The 18,509-nt window shown below is 60.5% G+C and carries 16 protein-coding genes; 4 read left to right on the top strand and 12 right to left on the bottom strand.

Translation table 11 applies throughout. From position 1 onward, the window contains the following. Nucleotides 1-598: 598 nt before the first annotated feature. From ACA068_RS03390 to ACA068_RS03380, 3 genes are all read right to left on the bottom strand, one after another. Nucleotides 599-2,136 (bottom strand): IS3 family transposase gene (locus ACA068_RS03390; RefSeq protein WP_497307607.1). Its coding sequence is split into 2 segments (ribosomal slippage): nt 599-1,686 and nt 1,686-2,136, totalling 1,539 coding nucleotides; the frame shifts between segments, so codons are not numbered across the junction. A gap of 195 nt (nt 2,137-2,331) precedes the next feature. Further along, nucleotides 2,332-3,114, bottom strand: coding sequence for a response regulator transcription factor (locus ACA068_RS03385; RefSeq protein WP_497307605.1), 783 nt, complete (start codon nt 3,112-3,114; stop codon nt 2,332-2,334). Nucleotides 3,115-3,238: 124 nt separating this feature from the next. Then, nucleotides 3,239-3,709 (bottom strand): prepilin peptidase, encoded by a 471-nt coding sequence (locus tag ACA068_RS03380; RefSeq protein WP_497307603.1) that lies wholly within the window; start codon nt 3,707-3,709, stop codon nt 3,239-3,241. 75 nt (nt 3,710-3,784) lie between these two features. Here ACA068_RS03380 and ACA068_RS03375 point away from each other — a divergent pair, with 75 nt between their 5' ends. Both ACA068_RS03375 and ACA068_RS03370 read left to right on the top strand, forming a co-directional pair. Beyond that, nucleotides 3,785-4,225 carry a TadE/TadG family type IV pilus assembly protein gene (locus tag ACA068_RS03375; RefSeq protein ID WP_497307601.1) on the top strand — a complete coding sequence of 147 codons (441 nt, stop codon included), beginning with the start codon at nt 3,785-3,787 and terminating at the stop codon, nt 4,223-4,225. Next, nucleotides 4,222-6,981, top strand: coding sequence for a PAS domain-containing sensor histidine kinase (locus ACA068_RS03370; protein ID WP_497307600.1), 2,760 nt, complete (start codon nt 4,222-4,224; stop codon nt 6,979-6,981). The genes ACA068_RS03375 and ACA068_RS03370 overlap by 4 nt, the downstream gene beginning before the upstream one ends. Here the strand turns inward: ACA068_RS03370 and ACA068_RS03365 are convergent. The 5 genes from ACA068_RS03365 to ACA068_RS03345 form a co-directional block, all read right to left on the bottom strand. After that, on the bottom strand, nt 6,951-8,792 hold the full coding sequence (locus ACA068_RS03365; RefSeq protein WP_497307598.1) for a pilus assembly protein TadG-related protein: 1,842 nt from the start codon (nt 8,790-8,792) through the stop codon (nt 6,951-6,953). The two genes, ACA068_RS03370 and ACA068_RS03365, sit on opposite strands and share 31 nt — an antisense overlap. Nucleotides 8,793-8,957: 165 nt before the next feature. Then, nucleotides 8,958-9,515 (bottom strand): DUF4136 domain-containing protein, encoded by a 558-nt coding sequence (locus ACA068_RS03360; protein ID WP_497307596.1) that lies wholly within the window; start codon nt 9,513-9,515, stop codon nt 8,958-8,960. A gap of 54 nt (nt 9,516-9,569) precedes the next feature. After that, nucleotides 9,570-10,190: a DUF4136 domain-containing protein gene (locus tag ACA068_RS03355; protein ID WP_497307594.1), complete on the bottom strand. Its 621-nt coding sequence runs from the start codon at nt 10,188-10,190 to the stop codon at nt 9,570-9,572. 12 nt (nt 10,191-10,202) lie between these two features. Beyond that, nucleotides 10,203-10,952: a methyltransferase domain-containing protein gene (locus ACA068_RS03350; RefSeq protein WP_497307592.1), complete on the bottom strand. Its 750-nt coding sequence runs from the start codon at nt 10,950-10,952 to the stop codon at nt 10,203-10,205. Beyond that, complete coding sequence (locus ACA068_RS03345; protein ID WP_497307590.1) at nt 10,952-11,254, bottom strand: MazG-like family protein; 303 nt, start codon at nt 11,252-11,254, stop codon at nt 10,952-10,954. Before ACA068_RS03345 ends, ACA068_RS03350 begins: the two co-directional genes overlap by 1 nt. 187 nt (nt 11,255-11,441) lie before the next feature. On the opposite strand from ACA068_RS03345, the gene ACA068_RS03340 reads away from it, so the two are divergent. Continuing rightward, nucleotides 11,442-11,735 carry a hypothetical protein gene (locus ACA068_RS03340; protein WP_010463857.1) on the top strand — a complete coding sequence of 98 codons (294 nt, stop codon included), beginning with the start codon at nt 11,442-11,444 and terminating at the stop codon, nt 11,733-11,735. A 63-nt stretch (nt 11,736-11,798) separates the two neighbouring features. Next, a complete protein-coding gene (locus ACA068_RS03335) occupies nt 11,799-13,148 on the top strand; it encodes an MATE family efflux transporter (protein WP_497307588.1) in 1,350 nt (449 codons plus the stop codon). Here the strand turns inward: ACA068_RS03335 and ACA068_RS03330 are convergent. The 4 genes from ACA068_RS03330 to speA form a co-directional block, all read right to left on the bottom strand. Next, nucleotides 13,142-14,017: an alpha/beta hydrolase gene (locus tag ACA068_RS03330; protein WP_497307586.1), complete on the bottom strand. Its 876-nt coding sequence runs from the start codon at nt 14,015-14,017 to the stop codon at nt 13,142-13,144. The genes ACA068_RS03335 and ACA068_RS03330 overlap by 7 nt on opposite strands. Nucleotides 14,018-14,035: 18 nt before the next feature. Further along, nucleotides 14,036-14,833, bottom strand: coding sequence for a DUF4123 domain-containing protein (locus ACA068_RS03325; protein WP_497307584.1), 798 nt, complete (start codon nt 14,831-14,833; stop codon nt 14,036-14,038). Continuing rightward, nucleotides 14,830-16,152, bottom strand: a complete 1,323-nt coding sequence (locus ACA068_RS03320) for a type VI secretion system Vgr family protein (protein ID WP_497307582.1) — start codon at nt 16,150-16,152, stop codon at nt 14,830-14,832. Before ACA068_RS03320 ends, ACA068_RS03325 begins: the two co-directional genes overlap by 4 nt. A gap of 232 nt (nt 16,153-16,384) precedes the next feature. Continuing rightward, nucleotides 16,385-18,298 carry an arginine decarboxylase gene (gene speA, locus ACA068_RS03315; protein WP_219093800.1) on the bottom strand — a complete coding sequence of 638 codons (1,914 nt, stop codon included), beginning with the start codon at nt 18,296-18,298 and terminating at the stop codon, nt 16,385-16,387. Between the last annotated feature and the right edge of the window lie 211 nt (nt 18,299-18,509).

Raw genomic sequence — 18,509 nt, 5'->3', positions numbered from 1 at the left:
TATTAAACACAGCCCTCAAATCCACATGCATTCCCCCTGTGGGAGCGAGCCTGCTGGCGATTGCGGTCCGACATCCGGCATTCACGTCGTCTGACACTCCGCCATCGCTGGCAGGCCAGCTCCCACAGGGTCTGGTGTACATCTGCAAAAAAATGGTCGGCTGTCAGGCCGCTATCGCCGGCAGGCCAGCTCCCACAGGGTTGGGTGTACATCTGCAAAAAATGGTCGGCTGTCAGGCCGCCTTCGCGGGCAAGCCTCGCTCCTACAAGGGTTCGGTGTACACGCTTCGCTTCTCACCACTCATCAGGCCGAGCGTTAGCTCGCCTGCAGCTCTTGATCTTGATCCACCCGCCCCTTTCGGGAGGCTGAGTGGAGGTGTTCATCCGGGGAGTGGCGCGCAGCGCCGTTCGACGCAGTCGAACACGCTGCATGTAGGTCGTCGCGAAGCAGACCGGAGGGCAGTGTCCCCGGATGGATACCGGAGCGAAGGAACGCCGAGCCCAGGCGAGGGGCCGGACGCTTGGGGCGAGCCTTTTTTGCTTACTTTTTTTGGCGTTCGGTACGTGTCAAGGTACCTGTCGCCTTAGTACTGCTGTGGCTAACCCATTGCGTCCTTAACTTCAGGGCGTTCTGGGTTCAAATACACCGCATCTGCCAGCTTCCAGTTGCGTGTCCTGGTACTCCAGCGGCTCGGATTCGCTTCCTTGGCCTTTTCATAAAGCGCTGCTCTAGCTTGTAATAAAGCCGTCGCTTTGCCTTCGTGTCGCTCGTTTGGTGTCACGTATTTCAAGGCACTGTGGCGGTGATCTTCGTTGTACCACTCGATGAATTTCTGCACCCAGAGCCTTGCATCAGTGACCGTATCAAAAGGTTGATCCGGCCAGAGTGGGCAGTACTTGGCGGTGCGGAAAAGTGCCTCGGCATAGGCGTTATCGTTGCTCACCCTTGGCCGGCTAAAGGATGGCTCGACGCCCAGCGCAACCATACTTTCACGCAACAAAGAACCTCTCATCACGTGCCCGTTATCCGAGTGCAGCACCAGCGGACGACCCGCTGTGTGTTCACGTAAGCACCCCTTTCTGAGCAGTTCGCACGCGTGTTCGGCGCACTCCACCTCATGTACTTCATTGGCGACCAGCTTGCGGCTGTAGACATCCTTGACCATGTACCAGTAGAAAAAACGACCTCTAACGGTACTAGGCAACCAGGTGATATCCCAGCACCACACCTGATTGGGGCTGTCAGCGCGATGCGTCGTCAGCACCCTGCGTTTCGGGGCTTTGGTTCTGCCACGACGCACGTTTTGGTTGGCGGTTTTTAACACACGATAAAACGTCGACTCCGAAGCCAGGTAGATGCCTTCATCGGCCAGCTTAGGAACGATTTGGTGCGGGGTGAGGCTGGCGTAGCCAGCCTGATTGGCGGCATCAAGCACCGCTTGGCGTTCCGTCACACTGAGCTTATTAGCCGGAGCTGCCCGTTGAGCCAGTCGTCGTCGATCACAGCCAGCGTGTCGCCAGCGTTGAACTGTGCGCAGGCTCAGCCCCAGCTCATTGCAGGCTCGATATCGACGAGCGCCATTCAGCACCGCGTCTGCAATCAACTTCATGGCTTGCTTACGATCAGAGGCGTCGATCAGTCTTCCTTGTCCTTGCCCCAGATCGCATTGGCTTTTTTTCTGAGTTCCAGCAAAGCCTCCGCCTCAGCACGTCCAGCGTCTGATCGGATCAACTGACGTTCCAACTCTTTAATCCGCCGTTGCTCGGCAGTTTTCCCTACATTGGGTTTCAGATCAGCAAGAATATTGGCGTTTTGGCAGGTCTCGCGCCATTGACGGATTTGCTCCGGGTAGATGCCCTTGATCCGGCAGTATTGAGAAGTTTCCACCTCACTCAACGGTGCGGTTTCCATCACAGCGTTGAATTTATCGGCGCTGGACCATTGATCACTGGTCTTGCCGTTTCCTGGCACGATCAAACCTTTATCTCTAGCCATTTGTCTCCAGTTTCGCAGTGACTGAGGCGTGAGATTAAGCGCAACGGCGAGTTCCGCCACTGAGCGATTGAGGGGCGGCATCATTTGCAGGACGACCCAGTCTTTGAAGTCGTTGTCGTAGCGTTTGCCAAGGTTGGACATTGTTATGCACCTTCGCCCTCTTGAATGAATGAGTCAATCAACAAGGGCGACAGGTAGCCTGACACGGAGGGCGTTTGAAAAAAAGTGAGTCGCCGTAAGGGCGAAACCGCCAGCCGCCGTTACCGCAGAAACGGATATATACCCAACCACCAAGAACATGGTCGGCCCAAAGGCCGCCAAAGCGACCCACCACACTCAGTGAGCCGTAACCCGCTGGCGCATCCCGGAGTTACTGGGCGACAACGCCAACGCCAACTGCGTCCGATTATGCATATGCGTCAACCGCAACACCTGCGACACATACAACTTCACCGTGTTCTCGGTAATCCCCAACTCACAGGCAATCTGATAATTGGTCTGCCCCTTCCCCACCAACCGCGCCACATCCAACTGCCGGGGCGACAACTGATTGAAAATCGCCGGGATCTCCACCCGATCCACATCACTGACATCAGCCCCGGAAGAATCCGAACCCTGCGGACCACGCCGCACCTTATCAAGATCCTGATACAAATCATCGATCGACTCAGTCAGGTACTGCAGCTTCTGATTCAAATGCCCCAACTGCAAACTCTTCTGCCGCTCCTGCAACGCCACCTCTTGGCGCTGAACCCCTTCGAGCAACTCATCGAGATCAATCGGCTTCTGGTAATAATCGGCAATCCCCGCCCGCAACGCCTTGATCACATCCTGCTTGTCCGCACGCCCGGTGAGCATGATCGCCTCGAAAGCCCGGTGCTTGCCGGACAACCGCTGCAACTCCTTCACCAGATCAATCCCGTCCATGTCAGGCATATGCAAATCACACAGCACCAGGCCGATTTGCAGATCCTCGCTGTAACGGGCAATGGCTTGCTTGCTCGACTCGCATGGAACGCAGCGATAGCCGCTCGCCTCCAGAAACTCGCAGAGTTCTTCGACAATCAACGCCTGATCATCAACCACGAGGACTTTTACTGCCGAGGTGAATTTGTTCACGCGCCACTCCATGCTCGGTCTACAGCTGACCGTTCCTGTACGAAAGCCACTGGCTGTACCACTACCAATTTGAAAAGTAGACGCACTTTCCGACTATGTACATAGGGGGGGTGGAACAAGATGACTAGTGGATCCAAAGCAGGGCCAATGAAAAACCCATCAGCACGAACGGCGCAAATGGCTGCTTTTTTGACAGCCCAGGGCCTAAATATCGAAGACGCTCCCTAACCCGTTGACTCATATGAGTCCATACTTTTGGCGCGAGCAGCAGCCAGCACACACTGGCCAGCGCGGCCCCGACAAAGCTGCCCAGCAGGTGCATACCGTCCGTCGCCAAACCCAAGGCTGTCATTAATTTCACATCGCCGGCGCCCAATCGCCTCAACGCATAACCGGGCAACGTGAAGGACAATGCCAGAAAAACAGCCCAGCCGCCCTGCGCGCCCTCTGCCCCCAGCCAAGTGGTGCCGGTCCATAGCAAATACGCCAACGCCAACACTCCCACGCCCAGGGTCAGCGAGTTGGCAATGTGCTTTTCTCGGGCATCCTGCGCTGCGCAAAGCGTCAGCCAGATCAGTAGGACAAAAATTTGCATTGCGTAAAAAAAGTCCCTTTTGGCTGAATGATTCTATGCTGATATTACGCAGTGACAGTCAGGGTAGACGCACTCATGAATTCGAGCCTCCCCCGCCAGCAAAAAGGCGCCGTAGCGATTGAGTTCGCCTTGGTGTTCGTGATTTTTTTCGCCGTGTTTTACGCCATTGTCAGTTACAGCCTGCCGCTGTTGCTGATGCAGTCGTTCAACCAGTCGACCGCCGAAGCGGTGCGCCGCAGCGTGGCGGTGGACCCGGGCACGCCCGGTTACGCCGCCAACGTCCAAGCCACGGCCTCAGCCGAACTGACCCGGCAACTGGCGTGGATTCCCGCCGCACTGAATTTCAATGTCGCCACCGATTCGACCATTACCTTCGTCGGCGGCACGCTCAAGGTCAAAATCGATTACCCCACCACCAAGCTCAACCGGGTGCTGCCGTTCCTGGTGCTGCCGGGCATCGGCGCGGTGCCCAACCTGCCGGCGACCCTCTCGGCCAGCTCGAGCCTGCAATTTTGAGTTCCAGGGAAAAACTCTTCGGGCGCCTGCTCAACCGCCAATCGCCACAGCCTCAGGTCGCGCCGGACACCCTGAGCGTGCCGAGTGTCGGCTTGCAGGTGCACCTGGATGGCGAAGGCCGGGTGCTGCACCTGACCGGTCCATTGCGCCATACGCTCGCCCCGCAACGACTCTCCACACAGGCGCCGCCCCTGCTCGATTACCTGATGCCCCACAGCAGCCTGGTCATCGAAGGTATCCCCGCTGACTGGCAAGGCCAAACCCTCGACCTGGACTTCCACAGCGTCAGCGGGCACCCGCTGCACCTGCGCGGCTGGGTCCTGCCGTTGGCGGACAACTGGCTGTTGCAGTTGCTGGACATCAGCGATGTGTTGGTTGAACGTCGGCAATCGTGCCGCCGCGAACAGAATCAGCTACTCGCGGCAAGGATCAGCGAACAGTTGCGCCTGTGCAGCCTCACGCGTCTGCCCGACGTGTTGCAGGAGCAGCTTCAAGTGTTGGCGCAGCGCTTTCACATTCCGTGCATCGCGGTGGCGCTGCTCGATGAGCAGGAACAGGGTTGGCAAATCCATCAGCATTACGCGGCCTTCGATGCACCGACGCTGTGGCAGAACGGACAACGCCTGGGCACCGGGCTCGACAGTCTGAACGGCTCTGCCCCGCAACACCTGGCGCGTGGCGAGCACCCGCGTCTGCAAGAAATATTCGGGCATGCCGAAGGGCTTGCGGTGCCCTATTACGATGCTCACGGCGTGGTGTCCTGGTTGCTGTGCGGTGTTTACACGGCGCAGCAGCGGGCGCCGGAATTAAACGATGGCGATTGGTTACAGCTCACCGCCGCCCTCGCCAGCCCCCTGCTGGAACGCTTGCGCGAGCATCGGCATCATCTGCAACTGGAGCGCCTGGCGTCGCTGCAAGCGCTACTCGGCACCGGATGGTGGGAAGTGTTCAGCGACAGCGTCGAGGTGCAACTGGCCCCTTCGCTCGCCGCCACGCTGAACCTTGCGAGCCCCCGCCTGACACTCGGCGAATGGCTTGATCAAGTGCACCCTGCCGACCGCGAGGAACTGCGCAGCCGACTGCATGCCTTGGAGGACTCTGGCGCCCCGTTGCTGCTCTGCGTGCGCTGGAAACGTCCGCAAACGCCCGTCTGGTATCGGCTGCAAGGCCAAGCCATCGGTATCGGTAAAAACCGCCGGCTAGTGGGCTTCATGCTCGACATCAGCGACATCAAAAACCAGGAGCAGAACGCCGCCACCGCCCATGCCCGACTGGACAACCTGATCGCCAGTTCGCCGGCCGTGATTTATGTGCAGCGCTACGTTGAAGGCGCGCTCCTGCCGACGTTTTTCAGCGCCAGCCTGCTGCCATTGCTCGGTCTGACACTCGCCGATTGCAACGCAGGCGCCTTGATAGAAAGGGTGCATCCAGAAGACCGTGAGCACTACTTCGAGCGCACCCGACGGCTGCTGCGTGAAGGTACGGTGCGCGCCCGTTACCGCTTGCGCGACAGTCGCGGCGAGTACCACTGGCTGCTTGACGAGGCCAAGGTGCTGCGCGACGACCTCGGCCTGCCGGTGGAAGCTGTCGGCTTGTGGCTGGACGTCACCGAAGCGACCCTCGCCACCGAGCAGGTGAAACAGAGTGAAGAGCGCTATCGAATCCTGGTGGAGGATTCCCCGGCGATGATCTGCCGGTATCGCCCGGACCTGACCCTGAGCTTCGGAAACCGTCCGCTGGCGACGTACCTGGAGTGTCAGCCCGAACAACTGCCCGGCGTGAACCTGGGCAACTGGATGTCAGACGATCAGCGCCAGGCATTCGTGCTACGTCTCAGCCAACTGACGCCGCAAGCCCCGGTCAGTACCGCGGAAATCAACCTGCAACTGCCGGGGCGGGAACACGCCTGGTGGGTCTGGTCGGACCGCGGCGTGTTCGACGCCGAGGGTCGTTTGCTGGAGGTGCAAGCGGTCGGTCGCGACAACACCGAAGTCCGCCGCTCGCAGCAGCAACTCACTCAGAGCGCAAAAATGGCCACCCTCGGCGAAATGGCCACGGGCCTGGCTCACGAAATCAATCAGCCGCTGAACGTGATGCGCATGGCCATCGTCAATGTGCTCAAGCGCTTGAACAATGGCGACGTGCAGATCGATTACCTGAAAGACAAACTCAACCGCATCGATTCACAGGTCCAGCGCGCCGCACGGGTGGTCGATCATATGCGCGTGTTTGGCCGCCGTTCGGAGATCGAGCAGCAACCTTTCGACCCTGCCGACGCGATCGAAGGCACGCTGTCGCTGCTGGCCGAAGGCATGCGCGGCAAAGGGGTTGAGCTGCGTATCAGCGAGACCGGTTTTGCCGTGCGAGTGCGCGGTTTTATCGACCAGCTGGAGCAAGTGCTAATCAACCTGATGGTCAACGCCCGGGATGCGCTGCTGAGCAAACGCAAAGCCGACCGTGAGTTCAATCCGTGGATTGCGGTGTACGCCGAACGGGACGAGCGATGGGTGCGGTTATGGGTCGAGGACAACGGTGGCGGGATAGACCCGCGGTTGATGGAGAAGATTTTCGAGCCGTTTTTCACCACCAAACCGGTGGGCATCGGCACCGGGCTGGGGTTGTCGGTGAGCTACGGCATCATCGAGAACATGGGTGGGCGGCTGAGTGTGCGTAACTCGGCGCAGGGTGCAAGGTTTTGCATTGAGTTGCCGATAGTCCCCGAGGATCAGATCACCAGCGCTGGCCGCCCGGAGTGACAACTGAGGTTGGCACCGACCTGGATTTTCCCGACCTCGATTCCGAGGGTTTTCAGGAGCGTGTTAAGCAGGTTATCCAGCAGTGGGCTGAGGATTGAGATCAGTGTCGTCTTCAGCAACGACATCACACCATCGAGCAGTGTTTTCAATAATTCGAAGGCCACGGTCAACAGGAAGTTGGGCGTGAACGACGGCGTGTGGACGATCAGGTTCAATCCACTGACAGTTTGCGACAGTCCGGAAACCGCGTTGGTGGCGGTCAAGGTGTAAGGCGGATCCGACGGGGCCAACCCGACTTTCGGCGGGTTGATGAACGTCGAGGTGGCATTGGTCGGCAGCACGGGACTGTAAATTTGCAGCTCAGCGCCACCGCCGGAAAAGGGCACGCCCGCTTTGCGGATATCGAGCAGGGTGACAGGCGTGACCGTCAGGGGCGCAGACGAAGAAGCCCAGTCCGAATTGACCCGTCCAACGCGCAATTCAGCCACGCTGGTGGTGGTGTTCACGGTCAGGCTTTTATTGGTATCGCTGGGGCAGGTGTAATCGGTGACGTAGCTGTTGCCGCCACCGGCTTCCAGGCTGACGTCCAGGTTGGGGCTGGGCAACACGTACAAGTCGAGCCCGAGCAATCCGGTGACCACGTTCAAGGTCCCCGTCACCAAGCCGAGCAGGTTGGTGACCAATGACAAATCCAATGTCACCAGCACCCGGACCTGAGCAGTGCGCACATAGATTCGATTGGCCCCCAAGGGCGCCGTTTTTGCCAGTGCGGGATTGCCCACCGCCGACCACTGCGGGGGTTCGATGACTTTGATCTTTGCGCTGGCCCCGACGCCCAGACCCAGCAGATTCACCGGAATGGTGCCTGCCACGGCGCTCTTGCTGTTGCCGAGTTCGATAAAGGCCTGCACCAGTTGAAGCGCGTTCACGTTGGCATTAAGGCCGGCAGACGTGGTGCCTGTCTGCAGTTTCAACAGGTCCCCCAAATGCACTTTGAGCGGGCTGACAACCGTGCTGGCCAAGCTATCGAAACCGGCCTGCACGTCCGCCGTCGCCCCATTGAGTCGCGCCACCGTGGCAGCGGCTTGAAGTAACTGGCCCACGGTGGCCTCGGCACCGAGCAGCCCCGTGTAATCGCCTGCCGTGACCTGCAGATCAATGGCCAACTGGTCCATGTATTTGAGCAAGTTGATGTCGGCGCCCAGCAGCCCGTTCCAACTCGCGACCGGCAGGTTGATGGACGTCCCCGCGAGCGCGGAAAGGAAGCCGTTCAACAAGTTGACGTCGACCAGGGTGCTGCGAATGGTCAGTTGGGCGACCGGCGGCCCCGGCAGCCCGGCCACCGCCGTGGCGCTGAGGGTGATGGTCGAGTTCGCGGGGGCGCCCCCGAACATCGCGCCGATTCCGCCGACGAGACTCTGCGGCACGCCATGGCTGGCGATCACACGGACGGCTTCGCTTTTGCTCGGGTCAACGCCGAAAACCCGAAGGTTGTTGGCGCCGACGGTCAGCGCACCACAGGCAACGGCCAGTGTGCGATCCGCGCCGGGCACGGTGAAATTATTGCGTTGGGCGCTGGCAGTGGCGTAGATGAGCGCCGTTGTACCGACGCCGCAGTCACCGCCGCGCGTGGCGGCTTCGAGCGCGGCCATGTCGGCGACGCGCTGCAGGTTGCGCTTTTCCAGGTAAAGCCGGCCGCTGTCGATCACCACCAGCAAGAACACCAGCGCCAACGCGAATGTCAGCGCCGCCATCAAGCCTATAGCCCCCCGTTGGCGGGACGGGCCGCAAAACTGCAAGCGTGGAGACATCACGCACTCCTTTGCCGGTGAACCGCCGGGGGTTACCTCCATGGGTAAAAAGCAGTGTAGACAAGGCTGGGCAAGACTGCTGGCGACAAGCCACAACGACACACATCAAATGTGGGAGCAGGCTTGCCCGCTCTCACAGAGTTTGTGGTTGGGGCTGGGTGATGGTTAGTGCGGTGGATAGTTGGCGAGGATTCGCCCGACGGTTTCGCGTATCGCATTGCTGCGATCAGAGGGGTTCGTCGTGCGGCTGAGCAGTTGCTCATCGCTGCCGCGCCACACCAGCTTGCCGTCATTGCCATCGAGCAAATCAATCTGGATGGTCGCCACTTTGTAACTGACGCTACGGGTTTCGTTGTACATCGGCGCGCCCCAGTAGCCGTTCCAGGGATTGCCCCAGCCGCCGCCATAGTTGGTGGTCACTTGTTGCTGGCGTTCTTCGATGATCAGGTAGGTCTGAACGTACAAGTTACCCTTGCTGCCGGCGGCGGCCGGGCGCAGGCCACGCTGATCCAGTTGATCGGCCACCGATTGGCGGATGCGCTGTTCGGTCAGGTCGCTCTTGATCCGAGGGTCATCGGGACGATATTGCAGGGCCGGTTCTTTCCAGCTCCAGCTGCGATAGGCGGCGAAGTCGCGGCTGGCATCGAAGTCATTATTGACCTGGTTGGCGGCGCAGGCACTGAGCAGCGCGGCCACAGCCAGTAAAGCGAAACGGCGGACCATGAGCATTCTCCGGTTGAAGACATGAACCTGTGACAGGCTTACCGACGACAGAAGCTAACTCGGAGGATACGCCGACATGGCCTTTTCCACAGCCTCCCGTATCGCATCGGCACGCTCACTCTGGCTGCCCCGATTGCCGGTTTCTGCGCTGGCGCTCCACACCGGTTGACCGCTTTGCGCGTCGAACATGTCCACCCGCACCACCACGACCTGTTCCTGATACGTGCGCACGATCGGCACCGTGTTGTACATCCCGTAGCCGTTGCCGTAGTGGTTGTATCCGCCGCCGTAGTAACCACCGCCGTAACCATAGTCGTCCCGAACCTGGCGCAAACGGGTTTCCAGATGCAGATTGGCGCTCACAAACAGGTCAGCCGGACGGGTGTTGTCGTGCAGCGGGCGCAGGCCGCGCTGATCGAGGGCGTTGCTGACCGCTTCGGCGACCTGGGCCGAGTCTGCCCAGGCGCTGCCCGGTGGCAGTTGCCCGTTGAGCCAGGCCCAGCTGCGATAGCGCCCATAGTCACGCGGCGGTGCCGGGTAGGCGCTGCGGTCGAAGGTATTGGCCGCCTGAGGCGGTGCAGGCGGCAAGGGGTTGGAGGTCGCCACATAAGGGTTGCTGCCCTGGCAGGCCGCCAACCCGAGACAGATCACCAGTAACCCTGAACGACTTTTCATGTTGCGCTCCGATCAGACTGGCCGACAGATCCAATGCAAATAGCGCCCAAGCCCGGCAAAACTTGGGTGACGACGGTGGGCCAGCTCCATTTCGAGCAGGTCCACGAGTTCGGCGCGGGCCTGGAATTCCACCGGCATGTAGTCGTGGAAAACCCGCACCCCACTCTGGGTTTCGACCTGCCACATGCCCTCAAGTTGCGCCGCCAGTTCACGTGGATCAAGGGGCTGCTGCGGGGTCAGGCTCTGCTTCTCGCCGGCCATGTCGTTCTTGCGCATCTTGCGGAAATGGCCTTTGAGCAAGTTGCGGTAGATCAGCGCATCGCGGTTGTAGAAGGCCAGGGAGAGCCAACCCTCCTGTTTGGTCAACTGATGCAGCACCGGCAAGATGGCATGGGGTTCGGCCAGCCATTCGAGGACGGCGTGGCAGAGCACCAGGTCGTAAGGCTCGGTGAGCTGGCCGAGCAAATCCTGCCACGGAGCCTGAATGAACGTGGCGGTCTGCCCGGCGTCGGCGAAACGCTGGCGGGCGCCGTCGAGCATCGGTTCGGCGGGTTCGGCCAGCGTGACGTCATGACCACGCTGGGCCAGCCACAACGACATGTGGCCCAGGCCCGCGCCGATATCCAGCACGCGCAGCGGCCGGTCCGGCAGGGTTTCGGCCAGGTCGGCCTGAAGCACCGCCAGGCGGATCGCACCTTTGGCCCCGCCGTAGATTTTTTCGGCAAACCGGGTCGCCAGTTGATCGAAATGACGATCGCTCATCAGCTGAACCTCCGTTCACTGTCCGCGAGTTTGCTGCGCACCACGTCATTCATGTCCAGCCCCAACTCGCTGCACAGCAGCAGTAGATAGAGCACGATGTCGCCAATTTCCTGGCCGGCGTGGGCCAGTTTGTCCGCCGGCAACTGGCGCGACTGGTCTTCGGTCAGCCACTGGAAAATCTCCACCAGCTCGGACATTTCCACGCTCGCGGCCATGGCCAGGTTTTTCGGGCTGTGAAATTGCCGCCAGTCATTGCGATCACGGATGGCGTGCAGGCGTTCGGTCAGTTCAACAAGGTTCATCGGGCTCTCCTGAAGGCGTATAGCTTCGGGGGGATGATCGGGGATGGCAAGTGGGTAGATTGAGTGTGGGTGCAAGCCCGCTCCCACAGGTGCGATGCAACGCTCTATGCTTGTGGGGAACTCGGCACCGTAATCCATGGCCCAAGTCCGGCAAGCACGCCACCACTTACATCAGGACGTTCACGACATGCAGGTAGAAAGTTTCTTCGAATGGCTCGGCCAGGCACTCGGTTCGGTCATCCGGTTTATCGTTGATGGCCTCAGCGGCTTGTTCAACCTGCTGAGCCATGCCGGCAGCAATTTTGTCGAAGGCTTGTCCAGGGCGCTGGGCATGGACACATCGATCATCAGCATCATTGCGCTGATCCTGGGGTTGATGCTGCTGTGGTCGGCGATCCGGGCGTTCATGAATGCGTCGATCATCATGGGGATCATCTGGTTGGTGCTGGGGCTTTGGTTGCTGAGCTGGATCATCCACTAACACTCCCGCTCCCACATTAGTACGACACCTCCCGCTACAATGCCCGCTCCTCAAGGAGCCTGCATGTCCAACCTGATTGCCGACTGGCGCGACCGCCCTACCCATCGTCGGGTCTGGGCGCTGGCCGCACCGATGATTCTTTCGAACATTTCCGTTCCGCTGGTGGCACTGGTCGACAGCACCGTCATCGGCCACCTGCCCCACGCCCATCAGTTGGGCGCCGTCGCGGTCGGGGCCAGCCTGTATACCTTTCTGGCCTGGGGCATGGGTTTTTTGCGCATGGGCACGACCGGTTTCGCCGCACAGGCTGCCGGGCGCGGGGATGGCGCAGCGTTGCGGCAGATTTTGTTACAGGGTTTGTTGCTGGCGATGGGGCTGGCGATTGTCCTGGGCGCATTGGGCGTCCCGTTGAGCGGCGTCGCGTTGCACTTCATGCAACCCTCGACCGAGCTTGACCAACTCACCCGCGAATTTTTCCACACGCGGTTATTCGGCCTGCCGGCGGCGCTGGCCAGTTATGCATTGGTCGGCTGGTTCCTGGGCACCCAGAACGCCCGGGCGCCGCTGGCGATTCTGCTGAGCACCAACCTGGTGAACATCGCGCTGAACCTGTGGTTCGTGCTCGGGCTGGACTGGGGCGTGGTCGGTGCGGCCCGGGCGTCGGTGATCGCTGAATGGATCGGCGCCCTGATCGGCCTGCTGATGACTCGCAAAGCCCTGCGCGCCTATCCCGGCCACATCGCCTGGGCCGCGCTCGCGCTGTGGCAGAGCTGGCGGCCATTGCTGGCCGTCAACCGCGATATTTTCATCCGCAGCCTGGCGCTGCAATCGGTGTTTTTCCTGATCACCGTACAGGGCGCGCGACTCGGTGATGCCACCGTCGCGGCCAACGCACTGCTGCTCAACGGCTTGCTGCTGACCGCCCACGCGCTGGATGGTTTGGCCCATGCCGTGGAAGCCCTGTGCGGGCATGCCATCGGCGCGCGCGATCGAGAGGCGCTGCGTCGTTCATTGGTGGTGGCCTGCGGCTGGTCGTTGCTGGCGAGCCTGGGTTTTGCCGTGCTGTTTGCGTTCGCCGGGCATCTGTTCATCGAGATGCAGACCGACATCCAGAGTGTGCGCGACACCGCGTTTCTCTACCAGCCCTACCTCGCCGCCCTGCCGCTGATTGCGGTCTGGAGTTACCTGCTCGACGGGCTGTTCATCGGCGCCACGCGTGCCCGGGAAATGCGCAACGGCATGCTGTTGACGGTCATTCTGCTACTGCCGTTCGCTTGGGCGCTGCAAGGCCTGGGCAACCATGGGCTGTGGATAACGTTCTTGTTGTTCATGTTGCTGCGCAGCCTGACCCTCGGCGCTTTGGCCTGGTATTTACGCAAGATCGACGGCTGGTTCGCAGGCAAAGCTCACTGAGTCGGCGTGGATTTAACGAAGGACGTGACCTCATCCAGCACCGGCGCCAAACCCCGCATGGGCCGAGACAGCGCCGCCACCAGCGTGGCGTGGCCGGTGCGGGCAAAATAGAAGTCCTGAACCCGCACCCCGGCCTGGCGCAACTTCAGCGCCAGGCCACCAGTGTTACGCGTCGGGTTGACCACCTCATCGTCGCGCGAAGCCATCAACAAGGCCGGCGGCGCGCCTCGACTGACGTGGTTGATGGGCTGCGACTGGGGCGGTGAATCCGGCCAGTAGAATACCGGCCGCACATCCGGATTCTGGATAGGCAGAAAATCATAAGGCCCGGCCAGACCGATCCAGCCACTCAGATCGTGCGGCGACATCCCCACCGCTCCCAGCAAACCGGGGTCCAGCGCCAGCATGGCGACGTTATAAGCCCCGGAGCTATGACCCATCAGGTACAGCCGCTGCGGGTTACCGGAAAATTGCCGAATGTGTTCGTGAGTCCAGGCCACGGCTTTGGCGCCATCCTGGAGGAACAATGGATAGCGCACCTGTGGATACAGCCGATAGTCCGCCAGCACCGCAACGATCCCTCGCGACGCCAGTGCCTCGCCGACAAAACCGTAATCACTGCGTGAACCGCTGTTCCAGCTGCCGCCGTAGAAAAACACCACCACCGGAGCGCTCTCCAGAGAATGACGAGGCACATACACATCGAGTTTCTGCCGCGGATCATCGCCGTAGGCAATGCCCTCGGTCTTGTCGAACGTGCTGTCGGGGGTCAGGGCATTGAGCATTTTCAGCGGTGAACATGCCGTCACCATGGCCAGCAAAAAGACGCCCATGGTCAGGCCGAACAGCCAGCGGATTTTACTCGGCATCAATGTCGAACCTCGTGTTCAGGGTTGATCGTTCTGCCACAGGTTGCGCAGGCTATCGAGACGCTCCTGCTGAGTGATGCCCGGTAATGGCTGCACGGGCAAAGCGTCGGGATACTGCAAGCGTAGCCATAACCAGCCATCGAGCACCGGGCGTTCGCTGAAACCCAGCGCCAGCCCTTCCTGCACATGGGACCACAGGCTGTTGTAATCGGTCCCGGTGGCTCGGCTCCAATGCCAGATGTGCTGCTCAAGCAGGCAGGTTTGCAAGGTGTCCCGCTGACGAGGCGTCAGGTTTTCTTCGACGGCCAACGGACTGACGGCTAGCCCCGGATTGAACAACTGCTGCCAGCCCTGACTGCCGATGGCCCGGTCAGCCCAGGTTCCACCGAACCAGCGCAACTGGCTGATCGGCCCCAGCCAGCGACTCAGTTCCAGGGCATCGCAGGCATCGAAAAAATAGCTGGCGGTGTGTGGGTTGTAGTAACTCAACAACGCTCGGTGATGCAGGCCAAAGGTGACCGTCAGCATACGGCGCAAATGCTCGAGCAACTGCGACGGCGAAGCCTCACTGACCAGCAACAAACCGCTCCAATTGTGCGGCTCACGCAGGCACAGCTCGGCCAGCGCCGGGCATCCCTTGAGATCGACCAACACCGGACCGTGCTCGCGCAACGGCTGCAACTCGGTGCTATCGAACAGCCAGAACCGTCGGGCCTGCGCAAACTGCTGAATCAGCCTCGCGCCAGCCCGGGGCGTGCCCGGTACGTCGAGCAATAGCCATTGTGCGGTTGAGTCCGGCGCCTGGGCGACGATCATGCCGCACCGCTCTGGCCAAGCTGCGTCGCTGCCCGGCAGGCACAGAAGGATTGTGCACAATGGCTGAAACTGCCCCCGCCGGGCATCAGACACAGCAGCACGACCGGTTCGCTGGATTGCAACAAACGCAACAATCCGTCGACTGACCCATTGTCATCTGTCGTCGCGGTGGGTGGATGCTCGGGCAAACCTGTCGCCTGGGTGAAGGGGGGGCCGGGAAGAAACCCGGTGATTAACGGTTGATCCGGATCGCCTTCGATAAAGCTCACCAGCACCTGGGTGCCTTCATTCAACGGCGTGGCGTGCGCGTCGCCCAACTCCGGCGCCAGCGGCAGCCAGCAATGACTGGGCGCAGCGCCTTCGCCCTGATAGACCCAATCAAATTGCACGGCAACGGGCCTGGATGAATCGGGTTGCGACTCATCGACATCCACCACCCAGGCCCGCTGCAGGCCGTGCATACGGGGGCTCATGACTGAATGAGGCGCCGAGAGCGGTACCGCCCCGGCAACAGCGCGGATCTTGTTGCCATAGGCAAACCCCGGCGTCTGCCCACCCTGATGCTCGACATGGATCAGCAGCCAGAGACGATTCCAATCGGCGCACGGATGGCCGAGTAATGGGACACGCTGGCCACTGCGCAACGGAGTCAGGTTGGTTTGACCTTCGCCGATCTGCGCAGTGCCTTGAACTTTGAACTGCCGCACGCCGGGCTGTTCCGGGTCGGGTGCAAAGACCATCTCGACGCCCTGCTGAAAGGGCCCCTGCCTATCACCCACTACCAGACAGTGCCCGCGCCGGCGATGCTCGAAGTGGTAGTGAAGCCGCTCCTGTGCACACAGCCGCTGGAGGAACTGCAAATCCGATTCCCGGTACTGCGTACAGAAATCACGCGTCGGGTAATCGCCGCTCAAGTCAAAGCGCAGATCGTTGCCGACAATGCCATGCTCCTTGAGCACCTGAGCGAGGATTTCGGGCACTGAACGGTTGCTGAAGATGCGCTGGCTGAAACGCTGGGCCAGGCAGGCCAGTTTCGGCCTCAGACGCACACGACAAAGCCTGGGCGCAGCGCCATGACCTGCCTGGACGAGCTCATGCAACTGCCCGTGAAACCCGTCCCCCGGCGGCCCGAGATGCAAAAAGGCCGGGCGGTACAGCAGGCTTGCCAGGTCCAGTGTCGGGTCATCGATCAGCAGATCCACGTCAAACGCGAAGGGTTCGCTGATCGCTTCACTGCCGGTAAAGGCCAAGACCTCAACGGGGTCGGGCAGACCCTCTACATCCAGACGAAATGACGGCTCGTTGACTGGATCGAACATCGGCGATTCTCTACAGGAGGGGCGGCCGAGGATTCTCTCCGAGAGAGTTGGCCGAGTAGAGTGCCGAAGTACAACTTAGGAAATGACCTACGTGAAAAGAGGACCGCATCGCTTGGATAGCGGAGATGTGAGTCATTTCGCTTGAAATCAGGGAGGCGTCCCACCAGGTCATCTGAAATTTCCGCAGCACACGGAACATTTTCCGACAACCTGATGAGACCAGTGCCTTACCTCAAGAAGATAGGTAAGACGAACGGGTCAGGCCCAGGCGCAGAGCGTCGAGGAACTGGGTGCGCTCGGCAGCGGTGATGCGCGCACTCGCGCACTTGTCGCGGTAGTGGGTCATCAGTTCTTCCGGCGACAAGTGCACGTAACGCAGCATGTCTTCGATGGTGTCGTGGGTTTCGATACCGGCGTGGTACACGCTACCGTCGGCGTTCTGGTAGATGTTCACCGAGTCGGTGTCACCAAACAGGTTGTGCATGTCGCCGAGAATTTCCTGGTAGGCACCGACCAGGAAGATGCCCAGCAGATAGTCCTCGCCCTCGTTCAAACCGTGAACCGGCAGGCTGGTTTCAATACTCTGCTCGTCGACGTATTGCTTGATCTTGCCGTCGGAGTCGCAGGTCAGATCCTGTAGCACGGCACGGCGCAGCGGCTCTTCATCGAGGCGGTGCAACGGCAGGATCGGCAGGACCTGGCCGATGGCCCAGGTGTCCGGCAGGCTCTGGAAGACCGAGAAGTTGCAGATGTACTTGTCGGCCAGCTTGTCGTTGAGTTCGTCGAGCACCTGACGGTGCGAACGCTGACGCGCCTTCAACGAGTTGTGCAGGCGACGGCACACGGCGAAGTAGCATTGCTCGGCCAGGGCTTTCTCGGCCAGGGTCAACTTGCCATCGGCGTACTGGGTCGCGATGTCGCTCATGTAGTGAGTGGCGCGCCAGTAGGTTTCGGTGACCATCTCGATGTCGGTCGGGCCCAGCAGGTCAACCAGCCACTGTACGGTTTCCGGCAGCTCTTCCTTGTTGTCGATCTTCGGCACGTCGTCGTTGTGCTTCTCGACGTCGGTCACCTGCACCACCAGCATGGCGTGGTGAGCGGTCAGCGAGCGGCCGCTTTCGGAGAAGATGTTCGGGTGCGGCAGGCTCTGCGCGTCGCAGAATTCCTTGAGCATCCCGACAACGACACCGGCGTAATCGTCCATGTCGTAGTTGATCGAGCTGGCATTGCGCGAGTGCGTACCGTCGTAGTCGACGCCCAGACCGCCACCGACGTCGATGTGGTCAACCGGCAAGCCGAGGTTGCGCAGTTCGCCGTAGTACCGAATCGCTTCCTTGAAGCCGTGCTGGTAGTCCGCCAGGTTGGCGATCTGCGAGCCCATGTGGAAGTGCAGCAGGCGAATGCCCTGATCCAGGCCGGCCGCGCGAAAGCGCTCGACCACCGACAGCAGCTGCGCCGCCGACAGACCGAACTTGGATTTCTCGCCGCCGGTGTCGGCCCACTTCGACGAAGCGAGGGACGACAGGCGCACGCGCAGGCCGACCTGAGGCTTGACCTTCAGCGAGGCGGCTTCTTCGATCACCAGCTCAACTTCGGATTCTTTCTCGATCACGATGAACACGTTGTGACCAAGCTTCTGGCCCATCAGCGCCAGACGGATGAACTCGCGGTCCTTGTAACCGTTGCAAACGATGGTGCCGCCCTTCGGTGCCAGGGCCAAAACGGCCAGCAGCTCAGGCTTGGAGCCGGCCTCCAGGCCGATGGACACGTCCTGGGTAGCGATGATGTTTTCGATCACCGCTTCCTGCTGGTTCACCTTGATCGGGTAAAGCGCGGTGTACTTGCTCTGGTACTCCAGGCGCTCGATGTTGGCGTCGAAGGCGCCGGTCAGCTGACGCACGCGGTCTTGCAGAATGTCAGGAAAACGTACCAGCAACGGCAAGGACAGGCCGCTTTTACGCAGCTGGTCGACTTGCTCGAAGAGGTCAATAGGCGAACTGGTCGGACCGTTCGGACGAACTTCGACGCGACCGGCGTCATTGATCGCGAAATACCCGGCCCCCCAATGGCGAATCCCGTAAACACTGCGGCTGTCCGCAACTGTCCATTGGCTGCCATCGTCTTTGCGTGTGCGTCTTACGGACATTGAAGTCCCCTATAAAGAAGTCATAGAGCGTCGCCTGGGTTCAGGCCGGCGCAGTCTAAAGAATGAAAATGACGATTAGCCTGCATGCAAGGGCCATAGACCTCACATTCAGCACTGAGTTTAGAAACCGGTCAGAACAGGCTCTGTGAAAACCATGTAGACGACGCCAGGCCAGAGTTGAATCGGGACTGGATCAAGCCGAGGGTGGTTT

It is taken from the genome of Pseudomonas sp. LBUM1660, from assembly GCF_059695935.1.
The sequence above is the reverse complement of the archived record's forward strand: the minus strand, read 5'-3'. Positions and strand labels throughout refer to the sequence as shown.